The sequence below is a fragment of the Streptomyces sp. 3-6 genome, from assembly GCF_056323165.1.
This window is the reverse complement of record NZ_JBWHZP010000002.1, coordinates 244,924-262,734: the sequence shown is the minus strand read 5'-3', so window position 1 is coordinate 262,734 and position 17,811 is coordinate 244,924. Positions and strand designations below refer to the sequence as shown.

The window sequence follows — 17,811 nt, the reverse complement described above, 5'->3', positions numbered from 1 at the left end:
GAGGGCGCCTGAGGCGATGGGAGGGCACGGGCCCGCGTGTCACGGGGCCGCGCGGCGGGGCGTTCTCCGCGTCCGCCGAGCGGCTCCCGGCCGAGCCGCCGCACCGTCACGCCACCGACCCGATCCGCCCCGCCGCACCCTCACGCCACCCGCCCGATCCGCCCCGCCGACCCCGGGCCCGAGCCGCCGTCGTGGTGGATCGGGGTGTGCGCGCCGGTGAGGGGGGTGCCGCTGCCGCCGCGCCGGTCGGCGACGATCTCCGCCGCGATGGACAGCGCCGTCTCCTCCGGGGTGCGCGCGCCCAGGTCGAGCCCGATGGGCGACCGCAGCCGGGCCAGCTCCAGCTCGCTCACGCCGACCTCGCGCAGGCGGGCGGCGCGGTCCAGGTGGGTGCGGCGGGAGCCCATCGCGCCGACGTAGGCCACCGGCAGCCGCAGCGCCAGCCGCAGCAGCGGCACGTCGAACTTCGCGTCGTGGGTCAGGACGCACAGGACGGTGCGGCCGTCGACCTCCGTCCGCTCCAGGTACCGGTGCGGCCACTCCACGACGACCTCGTCGGCCTCGGGGAAGCGCGCCCGGGTGGCGAACACCGGGCGGGCGTCGCACACCGTGACGTGGTGGCCGAGGAACTTGCCCACCCGGACCAGCGCGGCGGCGAAGTCGATCGCCCCGAAGACGATCATGCGGGGCGGCGGGACCGATGACTCCACCAGCAGGGTCAGCGGGGCCCCGCAGCGGGAGCCCTCGGCGCCGATCTCGACCGTGCCGGTGCGGCCCGCGTCCAGCAGGGCGGCGGCCTCCGCGGCGACCGTGCGGTCCAGCTCCGGGTGACCGCCGAAGCCGCCCTGCGTCGTCCCGTCGGGCCGGACCACCAGCGCGCGGCCCCGCAGGTCCGCCGGGCCGCTCACCACCCGGGCGAGGGCCGCCGCCCCGCCCCGGGCGGCGGTGTCGAGCGCGGCGGTCAGGACCGGGCGGACGGGATCGCCCGCCCGGACCGGGGTGACCAGGATGTCGATGACGCCGCCGCAGGTCAGGCCGACCGCGAAGGCGTCGTCGTCGCTGTAGCCGAAGCGCTCCAGGACGGGCTCGCCGTCCCGGAGCGCCTGCGCGCACAGCTCGTACACGGCCCCCTCCACGCAGCCGCCGGAGACCGAGCCGACCGCGGTGCCGTCGGCGTCGACCGCGAGCGCGGCGCCGGGCTGCCGGGGCGCGCTGCCGCCGACCGCCACGACCGTGGCGACGGCGAAGTCGCGGCCCTCGGCGGCCCACCGGTGCAGTTCCTCGGCGATGTCCAGCATCGTGCTCTCTCCTCGGCGTGGTGCGGGTTCCCGGGCGGGGTCAGTGCACGCCCAGCCAGCTCTCGATGGGGGCGAGGGCGAAGTAGACGAGGAAGATCAGCGCCAGGCCCCACATGAAGGCACCGATCTCCCGGGCCCTGCCCTGGCCGGTCCGGATGGCGACGTAGGAGATGACTCCGGCGGCGACACCCGCGGTGATGGAGTACGTGAACGGCATGACGACCACGGTCAGGAACACCGGGATGGCGGTGGCGCGGTCGGCCCAGTCGACGTGGCGGGCGTTCATCATCATCATGGCGCCGATCACCACCAGGGCGGCGGCGGCCACCTCCCCCGGCACGATGGCCGTCAGTGGGGTGAAGAACAGGCAGGCCGCGAAGAACAGGCCGGTGACGACGGACGACAGCCCGGTGCGCGCGCCCTCGCCGACCCCGGTCGCCGACTCCACGAACACCGTCTGCCCGGACGCACCCGAGACGCCGCCGATGGCACCGCCGGCGCCGTCGATGAACAGCGCCTTGGACAGGCCGGGCATCCGGCCCTTGTCGTCGGCCAGCTTCGCCTCGGTGCCGACGCCGATGATGGTGGCCATGGCGTCGAAGAAGCCCGCCAGCACCAGGGTGAAGACGATCATGCCGACGGTCATCGCGCCGACCTCGCTCCAGCCGCCGAACTCGACGGCCCCGAACAGCCCGAAGTCGGGCATCGACAGGGCGCTGCCGTTCAGTTCGGGTGCGCCGGCCGCCCACTGCCTGGGGTCGATGACGCCGAAGGCGTTGAGGGCGACGGCCAGCACGGTGCCGCCGATGATGCCGATGAGGATCGCGCCCGGCACGCCGCGCGCCTGGAGCATGAAGATGGCCAGCAGCGTCACGGCGAACAGCAGCACCGGCCAGCCGGACAGCTCGCCGGCCGGGCCGAGCGTGACCGGGGTGGCCTCGCCCTGGTGCACGAAGCCGGCCTTGTAGAAGCCGATCAGGGCGATGAACAGGCCGATGCCCATGGTGATCGCGTGTTTGAGGGCGAGCGGGATGGCGTTCATGACCATCTCCCGCAGGCCGGTGACGACCAGCAGCATGATGACCACGCCGTACATGACGCACATGCCCATCGCCTGCGGCCACGTCATGACGGGCACGACCTGGGAGGCGAGGACGCCGGAGACGGACAGGCCGGCGGCGAGGGCGAGCGGCACCTTGCCGAAGAAGCCCATCAGCAGGGTGGTGACGGCGGCGGCGAACGCGGTCGCGGTGATCAGGGCGGTGCGGCCGAGGGTGTCGCCGGCCGCGTCCTCACCGGACAGGATCAGCGGGTTGAGCAGCAGGATGTAGGCCATCGCCATGAAGGTGGTGATGCCGCCGCGCACTTCACGGGCGACCGTCGACCCTCGGTGCGATATGTGGAAGTAACGGTCGAGCCAGGACCGTCCGGCCGGGACGCGGGTTCCCGCGCCCGCGTCGTCGGCGGCGGTCCTGGGCTGCACTGACTGGGTCATGGTGCCATCTCCCAAGGTTCACAGGGGCACCCGTGCCCTGGAGCGGGATCACGGGATTTGGGATGTGCACGACCCGGGGGACGGCCCGAGACGAACATCGGTGGGCGGCGCCGGGAGGACCGTGGAGTGCTGCTCCCTGCCCGGCGCCGGGTGCCGCGGGGTGCGGCGGGCACGCGGATCCCTCGGGGATCCGCTACCCGGTTCCCGTCAGGTGTTCGGGGCGGACCGGTGTGCGGTCGAGCTGCCGGCCCGTCGCGTTCCGGACGGCCGCGAGGACCGCCGGGGTGGACGACAGGGTCGGGGCCTCGCCGATGCCGCGCAGCCCGTACGGCGCGTGGTCGTCGGCGAGTTCGAGCACGTCGACGGGGATGGTCGGCGTGTCGAGGATGGTGGGGATGAGGTAGTCCGTGAAGGAGGGGTTGCGGACCTTCGCGGTCTTCGGGTCGACGACGATCTCCTCCATGACGGCGACGCCCAGGCCCTGGGTGGTGCCGCCCTGGATCTGGCCGAGCACCGACAGCGGGTTGAGCGCCTTGCCGACGTCCTGGGCGCAGGCCAGTTCGATGACCTTGACCAGGCCGAGGTCGGTGTCGACCTCGACGACGGCCCGGTGCGCGGCGAAGGAGTACTGGACGTGGCCGTTGCCCTGCCCGGTGCGCAGGTCGAAGGGTTCGGTCGGCCGGTGCCGCCACTCCTCCTCGACCTCCACCGCGTCGTCGCCGAGGACGTCCACCAGGTCGGCGAGGACCTCGCCGCCGTCGGTGACGACCTTGCCGCCCTCCAGCAGGAGTTCGGCGGTCGCCCACGCCGGGTGGTGGGAGCCGAAGCGGCGCCGGCCGAGGTCCAGCACCTTCTCGCGGACCAGCTCGCAGGCGTTCTTCACGGCGCCGCCGGTGACGTAGGTCTGCCGGGAGGCGGACGTGGAACCGGCCGAGCCCACCTGGGTGTCGGCGGGCTGGATGGTCACCTGGCCGACGCCGAGTTCGGTGCGGGCGATCTGCGCGTGGACGGTGACACCGCCCTGGCCGACCTCGGCCATCGCGGTGTGCACGGTGGCGACCGGCTCGCCGCCGACCACCTCCATGCGGACCCGGGCGGTGGAGTAGTCGTCGAAGCCCTCGGAGAAGCCGACGTTCTTGATGCCGACGGCGTAGCCGACGCCGCGCACCACGCCCTCGCCGTGCGTGGTGTTGGACAGGCCGCCCGGCAGCTGGCGGACGTCGGCGCCCTCGCTGGACTCCCACTGGCGCTCCGGCGGCATCGGCATCGCCTTGACGCGGCGCAGCAGCTCGGCCACCGGGGCGGGCGAGTCGACGACCTGTCCGGTGGGCAGCAGGGTGCCCTGTTCCATGGCGTTGAGCTGCCGCAGCTCCACCGGGTCCATGCCCAGCCTCGCCGCCAGCTTGTCCATCTGCGCCTCGTAGGCGAAGCACGCCTGGACCGCGCCGAAGCCGCGCATCGCGCCGCACGGCGGGTTGTTGGTGTAGAGGGCGATCGCCTCGATGTCGACGTCGTCCACGACGTACGGGCCGACGCCGAGCGAGGAGGCGTTGCCGACCACCGCCGGGGAGGCGGAGGCGTACGCGCCGCCGTCCAGGACGATGCGGCACTTGACGTGGGTGAGCCGGCCGTCCGCGGTGGCGCCGTGCTCGTAGTACAGCTTGGCGGGGTGGCGGTGGACGTGGCCGAAGAAGGACTCGAAGCGGTTGTAGACGATCTTGACAGGCTTGCCGGTGCGCAGCGCGAGCAGGCAGGCGTGGATCTGCATCGACAGGTCCTCGCGCCCGCCGAACGCGCCGCCGACGCCGGCCAGCGTCATCCGCACCTTGTCCTCGGGCAGACCGAGCACCGGGGCGATCTGGCGCAGGTCGGAGTGGAGCCACTGGGTGGCGACGTAGAGGTGGACGCCGCCGTCCTCCTCGGGGACGGCGAGGCCGGACTCGGGGCCGAGGAAGGCCTGGTCCTGCATGCCGAAGGTGTACTCGCCCTCGACGATCACGTCGGCCCGATCCCGGGCGGCGGCGACGTCGCCGCGCACGATGGGCTGGCGGTGCACGACGTTGGGGTGCGGGACGTGGCCGGCGTGGTGGTCGTCGCGGTTCTCGTGGATCAGGACCGCGTCGGGGGCGAGCGCGGACGCCTCGTCGGTGACGACGGGCAGCTCCCGGTACTCGACCTTGATCTTGGCGGCGGCGCGGCGCGCGGTCTCCGGGTGGTCGGCGGCGACGATCGCGACCGGTTCGCCGTGGTGGCGGACCTTGCCGTGGGCGAGGACCGGGGTGTCCTGGATCTCCAGGCCGTAGTTCTTCACCTCGGTCGGCAGGTCGTCGTGGGTGAGCACGGCGTACACGCCGGGGAGCGCCAGGGCCTCGGCGGTGTCGATGGACACGATCTCGGCGTGCGCGACGGTGGAGCGCAGGATCTGCCCCCAGAGCATGTCCTCGTGCCACATGTCGGAGGAGTACGCGAACTCCCCGGTGACCTTGAGGGTGCCGTCCGGGCGGAGCGTGGACTCGCCGATGCCGCCGCGGGCGCCGGTGCCCTGGGTGAGCTGGGTGGGAACACCGTTGGTCGGCATGGTCAGACCCCCTCGGACTGGCGGGCGGCGGCCAGGCGGACCGCGTCCATGATCTTCTCGTAGCCGGTGCAGCGGCACAGGTTGCCGGACAGGGCCTCGCGGATGTCCGCGTCGGTCGGGGCCGGGTTGCGTTCCAGCATCTCGTCGGCGGCGACCAGCAGGCCCGGGGTGCAGAAGCCGCACTGGACGGCGCCCGCGTCGATGAACGCCTGCTGGACGGGGGAGAGTTCGGTGCCCTCGCCGGTCTGCGAGTCGGTGCCGGCGTTCGCCCCGGAACGGGTGACGGTGCCGCTCCCGGCGTCGGCCGCGGTGTCGGTGCCGCAGGCGCCGGTGGCGCAGGAGCGCTGCTTCGCGTAGTCCGCCAGGCCCTCCACGGTGACGACCTCGCGGCCCTCGGCCTGGCCGGCGGCGACCAGGCAGGAGCAGACCGGGACGCCGTCCAGGCGCACGGTGCACGATCCGCACTCGCCCTGCTCGCAGGCGTTCTTGGAGCCGGGCAGACCGAGCCGCTCGCGCAGCACGTACAGCAGGGACTCGCCCTCCCAGACGTCGTCGGCCTCCTGGCGGCGTCCGTTGACGGTGAAGGTGACACGCATCAGGCGGCTCCCTCGGTGAGGTGGCGGGCGCCGCGGTACGACTCCCAGGTCCAGGTCAGGGTGCGGCGGGCCATCACGCCGACCGCGTGGCGGCGGTAGCTCGCGGTGCCGCGCACGTCGTCGATCGGGTTGCAGGCGGCGGCGCACAGGTCGGCGAACCGCTTGGCGACGGACGGTGTGATGATCTTGCCGTTGTCCCAGAAGCCGCCCTCGTCGAGCGCCGCGACGAGGAACTCCTCGGCCGCCTTCGCCCGGACGGGCGTCGGGGCGGCCGAGCCGATCCCGGTGCGGACCGTGCGGGTGCTCGGGTGGAGCGCGATGCCGAAGGCGCACACCGCGATCACCATCGCGTTGCGGGTGCCGACCTTGGAGAACTGCTGGGGGCCGTCGGCCTTCTTGATGTGGACGGCGCGGATCAGCTCGTCGGGCGCCAGCGCGTTGCGCTTCACGCCGGTGTAGAAGGCGTCGATGGGGATGCGGCGGGAGCCGCGCACCGACGCGACCTCGACCTCGGCACCCGCGGCGAGCAGCGCCGGGTGGGCGTCGCCGGCCGGGGAGGCGGTGCCGAGGTTGCCGCCGACGCCGCCGCGGTTGCGGATCTGCGGGGAGGCGACCGTGTGCGAGGCGAGGGCGAGGCCCGGCAGCTCGGCGCGCAGGTGCTCCATGATCTTCGTGTAGGGGACGGAGGCGCCGAGCCGCACGCCGTCCTCGCCGGTCTCCCACTCGGAGAGCTCGCCGATGCGGGTGAGGTCCATCAGGTGCTGGGGCCGGCGGTGGTCGAAGTTGATCTCGACCATCACGTCGGTGCCGCCCGCGATCGGCACAGCGGCGGGGTGCTCGGCCTTGGCGGCGAGCGCCTCCTCCCAGCTGGCGGGGCGAAGGAAGTCCATGACCGGCTCTCTTCTTCTTCGTCTGGTGGGTCGTACAGATCGAGCCATCCGGGTGCGGCGGACCGGGCTCGTACTCTGTGCAGTTCACGCGGAGTGGGCTCAGTACACCGCCCGCTGCTCCGCACGGGTCAGTCACGGATTGCATGAAGGAGTTGGCTGGCCAGCGAGGTCATCTTGTAGATTCGTATGAACGCAGGGGGCTCGTGGCCCCCTCACCTCCTCCGATACCGGAGGAGGCGGTCCAGGAGCGGCCCACCGCGCTGATCAGCCACCGGCCGGCCGAACACCGCACTGTTCCTCCATGGTCCGTCACCGACAACGAGCGAAAGAAACGGCGGCGACGAGAATGCGGCTGCGCGCACTGCTGGACACCGACGCGCTGGGCCTGAAGCTGCTCGGCGGCGAGGAGGAACTGGACCGCAGCGTGCGCGGGGTCATGACGACCGACCTGCGCGACCCGAGCCGCTACCTCTCGGGCGGGGAACTGGTGCTCACCGGCCTCGCCTGGCGCCGGGACGCGGCCGACTCCGAACCCTTCGTCCGCGTCCTGGCGCAGGCCGGCGTGGCCGCGCTGGCGGCCGGCACGGCGGAGCTGGGCGACGTCCCCGACGACCTGGTGGTGGCGTGCGCCCGGCACCGGCTGCCGCTGTTCGCGGTGGACGAGTCGGTGGCCTTCGCGACCGTCACCGAGCACGTGGTCCGGCAGGTGTCCGGCGAACGCGCCGGGGACCTCGCGGCGGTCGTGGACCGGCACCGGCGGATGATGACCTCGGGCCCGGCGGGCGGCGGCCCGGACGTGGTCCTGGACCTGCTCGGCACCGACCTGGACCTGCGGGCGTGGGTGCTCTCCCCCGCGGGCCGGCTGATCGCCGCGCCGAAGGAGGCGGACCCCGCCCCGGGCCCGGCGGGCGGCACCCGGCTGCCCGCCGAGGTCTGCGCCCGGCTGGCGGCGGAGCACCTGGCGACCGCCCGCGGCAGCCGGCGCGGCCCCCACCGGGTGACGCTGGGCTCCACCACGTACAGCCTGTTCCCGGTCCGCAGCACCGGACGCTCCGCCCGGCCCGGCGACGCCCCGGAGGGGGCCGCGCCGCCGGAGGGGTCACTGGCGGACTGGGTGCTCGCCGTGGAGGCGGACGCCGGGGAGTGGGCCGAGGAACGCCTGGACCTGCTGTACGGGGTCACCCAGCTGATCGCGGTGGAACGCGACCGCCGGGACGCGGCACGCACCGTCCGCCGCCGCCTGGCGCAGGAGGTGCTGGAGCTGGTGCAGAACGGCGCGGCCCCGGCCGAGATCGCCGCCCGGCTGCGGGTGGCGGCCCCGGTGCTGCTGCCCGGGCTCGGCGCGGCGCCGCACTGGCAGGTCGTGGTCGCCCGGGTCGACTGGGACGGCGAGGGACCCGACGGCCCGGACGGCGGCGCGCAGGCGCAGGCGCTGCTGGAGGAGATCCTCGTCGACCCCGCCGAGACCGGTCCGGAACACTCCGACCGGATCGCGGTGGCCCACACCGGGGACGAGGCGATCGCCCTCGTCCCGCTGCCGACCCTCGCCACGGGCGAGCACGACGAGACCCGGGCGGGCATCCAGGCCGACACGCTGCTGGCCGCGGTGCGCGACCCGCTGGCGGCCGGACTCGACGGGGACGGCCGCCTCACCCTGGGCGTGTCCGCCGCCGTGCACTCGGCGGAGGGACTGCGCGGCGCGCTGGAGGAGGCCCGGCACGCCCGCCGGGTGGCGGCGGCCCGCCCCGGCCGGGTCTGCGCCGCCGGCCACCAGGAACTCGCCTCGCACGTCCTGCTGCTCCCCTTCGTCCCCGACGACGTGCGCCGCGCCTTCACCGCCCGGCTCCTGGACCCGCTGCGGGACTACGACCGCCGGCACCGCGCCGAACTCATCCCGACGCTGGAGGCGTTCCTGGACTGCGACGGCTCCTGGACCCGCTGCGCGGGACGCCTCCACCTGCACGTCAACACCCTGCGCTACCGCGTCGGCCGCATCGAGCAGCTGACGGGCCGGGACCTGTCCCGGCTGGAGGACAAGCTGGACTTCTTCCTGGCCCTGCGCATGAGCTGACCCCACCTCAGGGGCGGGCGCGGTCTGCTTTGCCGCGCGGGCGGGCGCGGGCGCGCGCGGTTCCGCGAGCGCGCGGGGTGCGTGCGCGTGCGCGGGGCGGGCGCGTGCGCGACCTCGCGGGCGGGCGCGCGCCGGATGGGTGCGCGGGGCGCTAGCGCGCGCGGGCGCTTGTGGGTGTGGGGCGCTTGCTGGTGTGGGGCGGATGGTTCGCGCGGCGGGCGCGCGCAGGGAGCCGGAGCGTGCGTGGAGCGGACCGTGCGCAGAGCGGGACCGTGCCGGGAGCGGACTCCCGGGTGGTGCGGGGCGCCCTGTGGGGCGCGGGGGACGCCGGGGGCGCCCTGGGCGGGACCCGCGCGCCGGGGCGCGTTCGCGGGTTCGGGCCTCCCGGTCCACGACTTTGTGAAAAACTTCACCCACCCTCTTGGCCCGGCCCTGTTGTTCGTGCTGAGATGCGGCCACCACTCAACAGCTCGATGGCGTGCTCGGGGAGGGCAACGTGGCGCATACCGCCATGTCTGGTAACGGAACGACCTCTGGTGACGATCCCCTCCAGACCGCGGTATGGCGGCTGCGCTCACGTGCCTGCTGGGCCGACGCGGCAGCCCTGCTCCCGACGGCGGAGCCGGCGGCCGCCCTGCAACGGGCCTCCCTGCTGGTGGAGCGGTGCCTGTACACCGAGACGGGCTGGGAGGAGGCCGAGGACGCGCTGCGCACCGCCGAGGCCCTCGCCACCGGCGACGACGAGCGGGGCGCCGCCGCTTGTGAACGCGGGTACTTGGCCTACGCCGCCACCCTGTTCGGCGTGCGCGACCGGGCCGACGAGGCACGCGCCGCCCTCGGCCGGGCGGCGGCCCTGATCGCCCCCGACGCCCCCGGACGGCCCCTGCTGGACTTCCGCCGCGGGCTGGTCGCGGAGAACCTCACCCGGTCCCCGCAGGCGGCCCGAGCCGCGTACCGCAGGGCCCACGCGGGCGCCACCGCCCACGCCGACGCGCTGCTGCTGTCCGGGACGTGGCGCCATCTGGCCGGACTCGCCCTGCGCGAAGGGGAGTTGGTCGAAGCACGGCAGGGCTTCGCCGAGTCCCTGCGGATCCGCGAGGAGCTGGGCTATCTGATCGGCACGGCTCCGGCGCTGGTCTCGCTCGCCGACACGGAGACCGAGGCGGAGGCGTCCCGGCTGCGCGAGGAGGCCCGCCGGCTGTTCCGGCTCCTGGGGGGCGTCCCGACGTGGCTGGCCCGCCAGTTGGCACCCCCGGCCACGGGCGCGGCGGCGACCGCTTAGCGACGCCCACGGCACGGCGGACGGCGGCCCCCGCCGAAGGCAAGAGCACCGGCAAGGGCGGCACAGCTCGGCGAGGCAAGCACAGCCCGGCCAGCACACCCCAGGGAGGACACGCCCGGCAGGGAAGGACGGTCGCCACGCCTCCCGGGCATCGGGTGGCGGAGACGCGCAGCCGCGGGGGCCTCCCGGCCCGTTCAGGCGGAAGCCGAACCGGTGAAGTGCTCCCGCACCAGGTCCCGGACGACGTCCAGGTCGCCGGCGATCAACGCGTCCAGCAGCACGGTGTGTTCGTGGGCGTCGGCCACCAGTTCGCCCCGGTGGCGCGCGTCCGGACCGCCGCCCACCAGGGGCCACTGGGCACGGCGGTGCAGGTCCTCCGCGATGCGGACCAGTTGCTCGTTCCCGGCGAGGGCCAGCACCGCACGGTGGAAGGCCCGGTCGGACTCGGCGTAGGTGGCACGGCAGCCGGAGACGGCGGCACGGACCGTGGCCTCGGCGAGCGGACGCAGCTCCGCCCAGCGGGAGGCCGGCACGGTGCGGGCCAGCCGCAGCATCACCGGCACCTCGACGAGCGCGCGCACCTCCGCCAGTTCGGCCAGTTCGCGGGTGCTCCGTTCGACCACGCGGAAACCCCGGTTCGGCACCACCTCGACCGCGCCCTCCAGCGCGAGTTGCTGCATGGCCTCGCGGACGGGCGTGGCGGAGACCCCGAACCGCTGCGCCAGCACCGGCGCGGAGTGCACCTCGCCGGGCCGCAGTTCGCCCGCCACGAGAGCGGTGCGCAGGGCGGCGAGGACCTGGCCGCGTACGGAGGAGCGCTGGACCGACACCCGCGGCCGGGGCAGCGGCGGTTCGCTGTGCGTGTGCTCACCGCGCGCCGCGCCGCCGCTGTGCACGTGTTCCCCGCGCGCCGCACCGCCACCCGCACCTCCCGGTCCGGCGCCGGGCCGCTCCTCGTCCGGGCCGGAGGCCGAGGCGCCCCACACCAGGTCCGCCGGGCCGGCGTCGGCGCGCTCCCGGCGGACCCGCTCGCGGCCGGCGTCACCGGCCCCGGGCTGGGCGGGCACGCGGTGAGCGGCGGGAACGGCCGGGTCCTGCCAGGTGCCCCCGGCCCGCCCGGTCGCCGCGCTCCGGCGGGCGTCCGCCGCGCCGGCGGCCCCCTCGGCCTTCCCCGTCCCGGACTGCCCCGTCCTGACGGAGCCCTGCCCACCGTGCTTCACGGGTTCCCCTCCGGACGTTTCGGTACTTGCGGCCATGACGGCGGGTTGTCACCCGGCCGTCAAGCACGATACGGGCACGGGGCCCCGGTTCACATATCCGCGATCTTCGGTAAGGTGAGCCTTACCTTTCAAAGCGGCCTCCACGGGGCCGGTCGACGACGTGAATGGGTGGTCCCATGCCTGTGCCCGGTACGGCCGTCACCGACGCGTACGACCGCCTGGCCGAGGTCTTCCCGGCGATGGCGGTCACGGTACTCGGAGCCGACGAGGACGTGCCCCGGGACGGCGGCTGGGTGCGCGCCGCCGAGCTGGCCGCGGGCGGGCCGGAACTGGACGCCTTCCTCGCCCTGGACGACACCCAGGTGCAGCGGGACTACGGGCAGCGGGCCCGGCCCGACGTCATCGCCAGCTTCGCCCTGCACCGCTACGCCTGGCCCGCCTGCCTGCTGATCACCGTGCCGTGGTTCCTGCACCGCAGGGTGCCGCGTTATCCCGTGACGCACGTATCGTTCGACCGCACCGCCCCGGGCCTCGCCGTGGGCCGCATGGCCGTGCGTCCGGACACCTTCGCCTGCCTCCCGGACGACCCGGCGGCGGCGCTGCCCGGCGCCCGCGTCGTCCCGGACGAGGAGGCCCTGCGCGCCGAGGTGCGCGCGGCCGTCGCCGAGCACCTGGAGCCGCTGCTGGCCTCCTTCGGCCCGCGCATGCGGCGTCGCGGGCGGGCCCTGTGGGGCATGGCGACCGACGAGATCGTCGAGAGCCTGTGGTACCTGGGCCAGCTGCTCGGCGAGGACACCCGGGCGGTGCGCGAGCTGGAGCTGCTGCTGCCCGGATCGACCACCCCGTACGTCGGCGCGGCGGCCTTCCGCCGCCCGGCCGGGCCCGCCGGGGAGCCGGCCCCCGCCCCCACCCGGGACCGGGTGAGCTGCTGCATGTTCTACACGCTGCGCCCCGAGGACATCTGCGCCACCTGCCCCCGCACCTGCACCACCGCCCGGCCGGCCGGCCGCGCCGTGCACGCCACCCCCCAGGGCGCCCAGGCGGGCTGACGGGCCGGACGGCCTGCCGCCCTCACCTCACAGGACGGCTCCGCACGTCACACCGGCGGACCGGGCGGACCGCCGCCCCCGGATCGCGGAGCCCTCAGGTCCCTCGCCCCCGGCCCTGGAGGGCCCTCCGGCCCGTCGCCCGGGAGCCGGCACCCCCGGACCCGGAGCCACCTGACCCGGCACACCCGCGCCCCCACACCGATCCCGCGCGCCCGAGGTCCGTGCCGCGCCACGCACGGCCCGGGCCGCGCCACACGAAAGCCCCCTACCCCGTACGGGGCGCCCCGCAGTCTGCCCGTACGGGGAAACGCCCGAGGCCCGTACGGTGGGCTTCCCGGCCCCCGTGAGAGTCGCTCCCCCAGGCCGCCCCGCCCGTCCGAGGAAAGGCTCCCCGCCCCTCCCTCCCCGTACGGCCACCGGCGGCCCCGGGCACCCGAAGGTCACGGTTCATGCACACTTCCCTCACCCGGCGCGGGAACAGTCCGTGGAACCACCCTTACGGGTAGTGTTATTCGAACTCAACTCCCGCCCCTCACGCGGCAGTTCGAGCAGAACGCCGCCCTGGGCATCCCCTCGCACTTCATTGGCGGCCTCTTGCCGCGAAAACCCCTGAGGGCCGACGGGATTGGGCCACTATGGCGGGCGTTACGCCCTATCCCAATGCAAGGGACCCCTAGATGAGACTGACCGACATATCGCTGAACTGGCTGCTTCCGGGCGCCGTGCTGCTCCTGGGCATGCTGGCGGCGGTGGCGGTGCTCGCGCGCGGCAAGCGCTCCTCGGTCAAGGACACGAGTGCGGACGACTCCTGGGAGCGCAGCGAGGAGCGCCGCAGGCGCAAGGAGGCCGTCTACGGCACCGTCTCCTATGTCCTGCTGTTCTGCTGCGCGGCGGTGGCGGCGGCGCTGTCCTTCCACGGCCTGGTCGGCTTCGGCGAGCAGAACCTCGGCCTGTCCGGCGGCTGGCAGTACCTCGTTCCCTTCGGCCTGGACGGCGCGGCGATGTTCTGCTCCGTGCTCGCCGTGCGCGAGGCCAGCCACGGTGACGCGGCGCTCGGCTCGCGCATACTCGTGTGGACGTTCGCCTTCGCGGCGGCCTGGTTCAACTGGGTGCACGCCCCCCGGGGCGTCGGCCACGCGGGGGCCCCGCACTTCTTCGCGGGGATGTCCCTGTCGGCGGCGGTGCTGTTCGACCGCGCGCTGAAGCAGACCCGCCGGGCCGCCCTGCGGGAACAGGGCCTGGTGCCGCGGCCGTTGCCGCAGATCCGCATCGTGCGCTGGCTGCGGGCGCCGCGGGAGACCTACCGCGCCTGGTCGCTGATGCTGCTGGAGGGCGTGCGCAGCCTCGACGAGGCGGTCGAGGAGGTCCGCGAGGACCAGCGGCAGAAGGAGGAGACCCGGCGGCGCCGCCGCGAGCAGGAACGCGTGGAGCGGGCCCGGCTCAAGGCGATCAGCCGGGGTCACCGCGGGTTCGTGGGCCGGGGCGGCGGACGGGAGCTGGACACGCCGACGGTCGAGCGGGCCACGGACCTGGAGCGGGTGCCCGCGGAGCCTGCCATACCGGCGCCGGAGGCCCTGCCCGTGCGCGCGCGTCCCTCCCTGCAGCCGGTCCGCGGCGCCGGTGACGCCCAGCCCGTCGACCTCACCGCGGAGGACGACACGCAGGCGCTGCCGCGCCTGGACTCCCTGGAGCGCAAGCTCAAGGACCTGGAGCAGCAGTTCGGCTGACGGTCCGTCGGGGCCGTGCGGAGGGACGGGAAGACGACGGGGGCGACGGCAGTGGGACGGGGTGCGGCGGCCCGAGTCGGCCGCACCCCGTCCCACTGCCGTCAGGTCAGCCGGGTCCGTCGGGTCCGCCGTCGTTCCGTGTGCCGCGCCGCCCCGCCGGTTCACCGACCCGTCCACCGTCCCGTGCGGCCGGCCGGGCGCCCCGGGGCCGCACGGCGGTCCGGATCAGGCCACGTCCGCGCCCAGTTCGAACCAGACGGCCTTGCCCACGCCGTGCGCCCGGATCCCCCAGGCGTCGGCGAGCGCCTCGACCAGCGCCAGGCCCCGGCCGTGCGTGCGGTCGGGGTCCGGGGGACGCGGCCGGGGTTCACGGGCCGTGAAGTCCCGTACCTCGACGTGCAGTCCGTCCGGTCCCACGGTGGCCGTCAGCACCGCGTCGTGGTCGGTGTGCACCAGCGCGTTGGTGACGAGTTCGCTGGTCAGGAGCTCCGCCGTCTCCGATCCGCCGCACCTGCCCCACTGCCGCAGCAGCTCGCGCAGGGCCCGGCGGGACTCGGGCACCGCCCTCAGGTCCGCCCGGCCCAGTCTGCGCCGCAGCTGGGTGCCCGTCGGCACCGCGGTGTCCTCACCGGTTCTCTTCTCCGCCGTCTTCACCGAGGACGTCCCGGCCTCACCGGGTGCGACCCCGCCCACCTGCCTCGTCATGACCCCCGCCCGCGTTCCGATGTCGGTTCCCCCTTGCCCGAACACGTTCTTCGAACGGTCCAGGGGAATCCATGCCCCGTCACCGGTGCGGGAAGTCATGCCGGACCGTCACCGTCGGTCATCGGCCGAAGTTGGCCGAAGTGCGACGGCCACGTACCGGGGGCGGAGTCCGGGCACACGGGCGCGGGGTCGTCCTCCCGACCCCCGAGGCGGGAGGACGACCCCCGGTCCGCGAAATGGCGGCCCCTGGTCGGCGCGGTGGCGGACCCGTGGTCGGCGCCGCGGTCAGTAGAGCTTCTCCACGGCCGTCTTCGTGGTCTTCCGGAACGCGCCCACCGGGGCGTCACCGAAGTCGCCCATCTGACCCCAGCCCACGACCGTCACGGTCCGGCCGTCCCGTCCCACGGACAGCAGGTGGATGTCCGTGGCGCCCCAGGAGGTCTCCGTGTGCAGGCCGTGCACCTTGGCGCCCTCCTCGACCCGCACCGGGCCGTAGGAGCGGTAGGCGGCGTCCACCTCCGGGTCGGACTGCTCCAGCCGGGCCGCGCAGGTGCGGATCTCCTTGTTCAGCAGGGCGGCCAGCGCCCTGCCCTTGGCCGCGGACCCCGTCACCACGGTGACCTGCACGGCGCCCGTGTCCAGATCGGTGTGGAAGACCCGGTGCCGGTAGTCGTAGGCCGGGACGCCCTCACCCAGGCAGTAGGCCAGCTCCACGGGGAAGCCGTCGGTGACGGGCCCCGCGGTCCAGTCGGAGAAGGGGTGCGGCGGCAGCTGCGAGGGCGACAGGAACCTCGGCGCCGCCTGGGCCGGCGCGGCGCCGGCGGGCGCGGTCAGCGCGGTGCCGGCGGCGACGACGGCGGCGGTGAGAGCGGCGAGCACGGCGGCTCGGGTACGCATGGGCATGGCAATCCCCCGTAGGAACGTGATCGGATGCGGAGCGGTGCGGCGCGACGGGCCGGGCGGTCCCGCGCCCGGCCGGTGCGCGCCGGGCCACCGTGACGGCCGGGCAGGTCCGTCCGGGGCCGTCGGCGACACCAAGAGCATCGGCGGTCGCGGGAGGACGGCGCAAGCGGCGCTGCCCGATCGGCGGGCCTGGAACCATCCCAGGCCCCCTGACGTGCAGGTACATGGGGTGCCTGGGACACCGTCCCGGGACCGGAACGGGCCATTCGAGTGCGGGGTGACGGTGTCGGAGCAGGAGGAGGTCGCGCGGTTCGCCGCGCTGCTGCGGGAGTTCAAGCAGCGCACGGACCGCAGTTACGGCGCGCTCGCCCGTCGCCTGGGCATGAACACCTCGACGCTGCACCGGTACTGCGCCGGCGAGGCGGTCCCCGTCGACTTCGCTCCCGTGGAACGGTTCGCCGCCCTGTGCGGGGCGACCCGGGAGGAGCGCCTGGAGCTGCACCGCCGGTGGCTGCTGGCCGCGGAGGCGCGTCGGCACCCCCGGGCGGACGGCCGGACGCCGGCCGCCGGCACCGGCCCCGCGGGGGCGGCCGGCGGGACACCCGGTGCCGCGCGGGAGCCCGTTCCGTCCGCCGGCCCGGTGGACGCCGCCGGGGACACGGGCGCGACCGGCGGCACCGAAGCCGCCCCGGCGGCGGCTGACGGGGCGTCCGGCGACACGACGCCCGACGCCGTCGCCGATGCCGGCGTTGATGCCGTCGCAGGTGCCGGTGCCGTGCCCGAGCCCATCGGGGACGCCGTGCCCGGGGCCATGCCGGAGGCCGTCGCGGACGCCGAATCGGACGCCGTGCCCGAAGCCGTCGCGGACGCCGCTTCCGACGCTCCGGAGGCGCCCGGCCGGGGTGAGCGTCGGCCGGCGGGCACCGGAGCGGGACCCGGACCGGTGCCCGGCCCGGACGGCCCGGTCCCGACCGGCTCCCCCGTCCCGTCGGCCGAGGCGGGGGCGCTGGTCAGCGGTCCGCTGCCGTACGGCGCCGCCGCCCGCACCCGGTCACGGCCGTGGTCGCGCCGCCGCAGGACGGTCGTCGCCGGCGCGGTGGCCTGCGCGGTGCTGACGGTCGTGGGGACGCTGGCCGCGCTGCCGGACGGGCGACGGGCCACCGCCGACGGGGAGCGCACCGCCGTCACCCCGACGGCGAGCGCGGCGCCGACCGCGCCCCACCGGCGGGCCGCCCCGTCGGCGTCCCCGTCCGCGTCCCCCTCGCCCTCCGCTCCGGACGGTGCGGGAGGCGGCGGCGCGTCCTCCTCCCCCGGGACCCGCCGGGGCTCCTCGCCCGCCGCGACCGGTCCGGCGCGGGCCCCGGCCCCCGACGGCCCGCCGCTGACCTGGACCGTCGACGACCAGGTGTGGGCGCACGGCTGCGGCCACGCCTACGTCGTCGACGCCCCGCCGGAGCAGGTGCCCCCGCCCCCGGCCCCGCAGGACGCCGGGGCCTGGGCGAGGGCCCAGCGGGCGGTGCACGGGGGCGAGACGATCGTCGAACTGTCCGTGCAGGGCACCTCGGACACCGCCGTCGTCCTGACCGCGCTGCGGGTGCGCGTGGTCGGACGCGGCGCCCCCGCGCAGGGCAACGCCTATGCCGTGGACCAGGGGTGCGGTGGCGCGCTCACCCCGCGGTACTTCGCGGTCGACCTGGACAAGGACCGCCCGCTGGCCCGCCCGGTCGCCGGGAACGACGCGGGTACGCCGATCCCGGCGGTGCGCCTGCCCTACCGGGTGTCCGCGAGGGACCCGGAGGTGCTGCGGGTCACCGCCCGCACCGGCGGCTGCGACTGCCGCTGGTACCTGGAGCTGGACTGGTCCTCGCAGGGCCGCAGCGGCACGGTCAGGGTGGACGACCACGGCCGGCCGTTCCGCACCAGCGGCGTCCAGGGGCTGTCGCACTACACGTACGACACCTCCGGGCGCCGCTGGGTGCCGCGGTCCGGGTGACGGC

General features: G+C 75.3%; 13 protein-coding genes. 5 read left to right on the top strand and 8 right to left on the bottom strand.

Annotated features, from left to right (window positions below; translation table 11 throughout):
- Positions 1-140: 140 nt before the first annotated feature.
- The 5 genes from AC02VZ_RS05320 to AC02VZ_RS05300 all read right to left on the bottom strand — a co-directional run bounded on the left by AC02VZ_RS05320 (position 141) and on the right by AC02VZ_RS05300 (position 6,857).
- Complete coding sequence (locus AC02VZ_RS05320; protein ID WP_476474652.1) at positions 141-1,298, bottom strand: XdhC family protein; 1,158 nt, start codon at positions 1,296-1,298, stop codon at positions 141-143.
- Positions 1,299-1,338: 40 nt separating this feature from the next.
- Positions 1,339-2,793 carry an NCS2 family permease gene (locus AC02VZ_RS05315; protein ID WP_476474651.1) on the bottom strand — a complete coding sequence of 485 codons (1,455 nt, stop codon included), beginning with the start codon at positions 2,791-2,793 and terminating at the stop codon, positions 1,339-1,341.
- A 193-nt stretch (positions 2,794-2,986) separates the two neighbouring features.
- Complete coding sequence (pucD, locus tag AC02VZ_RS05310; RefSeq protein ID WP_476474650.1) at positions 2,987-5,371, bottom strand: xanthine dehydrogenase subunit D; 2,385 nt, start codon at positions 5,369-5,371, stop codon at positions 2,987-2,989.
- A gap of 2 nt (positions 5,372-5,373) precedes the next feature.
- Positions 5,374-5,967 carry a (2Fe-2S)-binding protein gene (locus AC02VZ_RS05305; RefSeq protein ID WP_476474649.1) on the bottom strand — a complete coding sequence of 198 codons (594 nt, stop codon included), beginning with the start codon at positions 5,965-5,967 and terminating at the stop codon, positions 5,374-5,376.
- A complete protein-coding gene (locus tag AC02VZ_RS05300) occupies positions 5,967-6,857 on the bottom strand; it encodes an FAD binding domain-containing protein (protein WP_476474648.1) in 891 nt (296 codons plus the stop codon). Before AC02VZ_RS05300 ends, AC02VZ_RS05305 begins: the two co-directional genes overlap by 1 nt.
- Before the next feature lie 346 nt (positions 6,858-7,203).
- Between AC02VZ_RS05300 and AC02VZ_RS05295 the strand changes: the two genes are divergently transcribed.
- Together AC02VZ_RS05295 and AC02VZ_RS05290 are read left to right on the top strand one after the other, a co-directional pair.
- Complete coding sequence (locus AC02VZ_RS05295) at positions 7,204-8,928, top strand: PucR family transcriptional regulator (protein ID WP_476474647.1); 1,725 nt, start codon at positions 7,204-7,206, stop codon at positions 8,926-8,928.
- A gap of 511 nt (positions 8,929-9,439) precedes the next feature.
- Positions 9,440-10,210 (top strand): hypothetical protein, encoded by a 771-nt coding sequence (locus AC02VZ_RS05290; RefSeq protein WP_476474646.1) that lies wholly within the window; start codon positions 9,440-9,442, stop codon positions 10,208-10,210.
- Between the two features lie 194 nt (positions 10,211-10,404).
- On the opposite strand, the gene AC02VZ_RS05285 is transcribed toward AC02VZ_RS05290, so the two are convergent.
- Positions 10,405-11,430 carry a GntR family transcriptional regulator gene (locus AC02VZ_RS05285; RefSeq protein WP_476474645.1) on the bottom strand — a complete coding sequence of 342 codons (1,026 nt, stop codon included), beginning with the start codon at positions 11,428-11,430 and terminating at the stop codon, positions 10,405-10,407.
- Between the two features lie 176 nt (positions 11,431-11,606).
- Between AC02VZ_RS05285 and AC02VZ_RS05280 the strand changes: the two genes are divergently transcribed.
- Positions 11,607-12,479, top strand: coding sequence for a (2Fe-2S)-binding protein (locus AC02VZ_RS05280; protein WP_476474644.1), 873 nt, complete (start codon positions 11,607-11,609; stop codon positions 12,477-12,479).
- A gap of 677 nt (positions 12,480-13,156) precedes the next feature.
- Positions 13,157-14,206, top strand: coding sequence for a DUF2637 domain-containing protein (locus tag AC02VZ_RS05275; protein WP_432054978.1), 1,050 nt, complete (start codon positions 13,157-13,159; stop codon positions 14,204-14,206).
- Between the two features lie 225 nt (positions 14,207-14,431).
- On the opposite strand, the gene AC02VZ_RS05270 is transcribed toward AC02VZ_RS05275, so the two are convergent.
- Positions 14,432-14,911: an ATP-binding protein gene (locus tag AC02VZ_RS05270; protein ID WP_432057927.1), complete on the bottom strand. Its 480-nt coding sequence runs from the start codon at positions 14,909-14,911 to the stop codon at positions 14,432-14,434.
- 285 nt (positions 14,912-15,196) lie between these two features.
- Positions 15,197-15,814, bottom strand: coding sequence for a hypothetical protein (locus AC02VZ_RS05265; protein ID WP_432057926.1), 618 nt, complete (start codon positions 15,812-15,814; stop codon positions 15,197-15,199).
- A gap of 283 nt (positions 15,815-16,097) precedes the next feature.
- Between AC02VZ_RS05265 and AC02VZ_RS05260 the strand changes: the two genes are divergently transcribed.
- Positions 16,098-17,807 carry a helix-turn-helix domain-containing protein gene (locus tag AC02VZ_RS05260; protein ID WP_476474643.1) on the top strand — a complete coding sequence of 570 codons (1,710 nt, stop codon included), beginning with the start codon at positions 16,098-16,100 and terminating at the stop codon, positions 17,805-17,807.
- Positions 17,808-17,811 lie beyond the last annotated feature (4 nt).

What these genes read in the sequence shown, in the direction of transcription:
- AC02VZ_RS05320 (WP_476474652.1), bottom strand. Translation starts at nt 1,298, where the DNA reads ATGCTGGACATCGCCGAGGAACTGCACCGGTGGGCCGCCGAGGGCCGC.
- AC02VZ_RS05315 (WP_476474651.1), bottom strand. Translation starts at nt 2,793, where the DNA reads ATGACCCAGTCAGTGCAGCCCAGGACCGCCGCCGACGACGCGGGCGCG.
- pucD (WP_476474650.1), bottom strand. Translation starts at nt 5,371, where the DNA reads ATGCCGACCAACGGTGTTCCCACCCAGCTCACCCAGGGCACCGGCGCC.
- AC02VZ_RS05305 (WP_476474649.1), bottom strand. Translation starts at nt 5,967, where the DNA reads ATGCGTGTCACCTTCACCGTCAACGGACGCCGCCAGGAGGCCGACGAC.
- AC02VZ_RS05300 (WP_476474648.1), bottom strand. Translation starts at nt 6,857, where the DNA reads ATGGACTTCCTTCGCCCCGCCAGCTGGGAGGAGGCGCTCGCCGCCAAG.
- AC02VZ_RS05295 (WP_476474647.1), top strand. Translation starts at nt 7,204, where the DNA reads ATGCGGCTGCGCGCACTGCTGGACACCGACGCGCTGGGCCTGAAGCTG.
- AC02VZ_RS05290 (WP_476474646.1), top strand. Translation starts at nt 9,440, where the DNA reads ATGTCTGGTAACGGAACGACCTCTGGTGACGATCCCCTCCAGACCGCG.
- AC02VZ_RS05280 (WP_476474644.1), top strand. Translation starts at nt 11,607, where the DNA reads ATGCCTGTGCCCGGTACGGCCGTCACCGACGCGTACGACCGCCTGGCC.
- AC02VZ_RS05275 (WP_432054978.1), top strand. Translation starts at nt 13,157, where the DNA reads ATGAGACTGACCGACATATCGCTGAACTGGCTGCTTCCGGGCGCCGTG.
- AC02VZ_RS05270 (WP_432057927.1), bottom strand. Translation starts at nt 14,911, where the DNA reads ATGACGAGGCAGGTGGGCGGGGTCGCACCCGGTGAGGCCGGGACGTCC.
- AC02VZ_RS05265 (WP_432057926.1), bottom strand. Translation starts at nt 15,814, where the DNA reads ATGCCCATGCGTACCCGAGCCGCCGTGCTCGCCGCTCTCACCGCCGCC.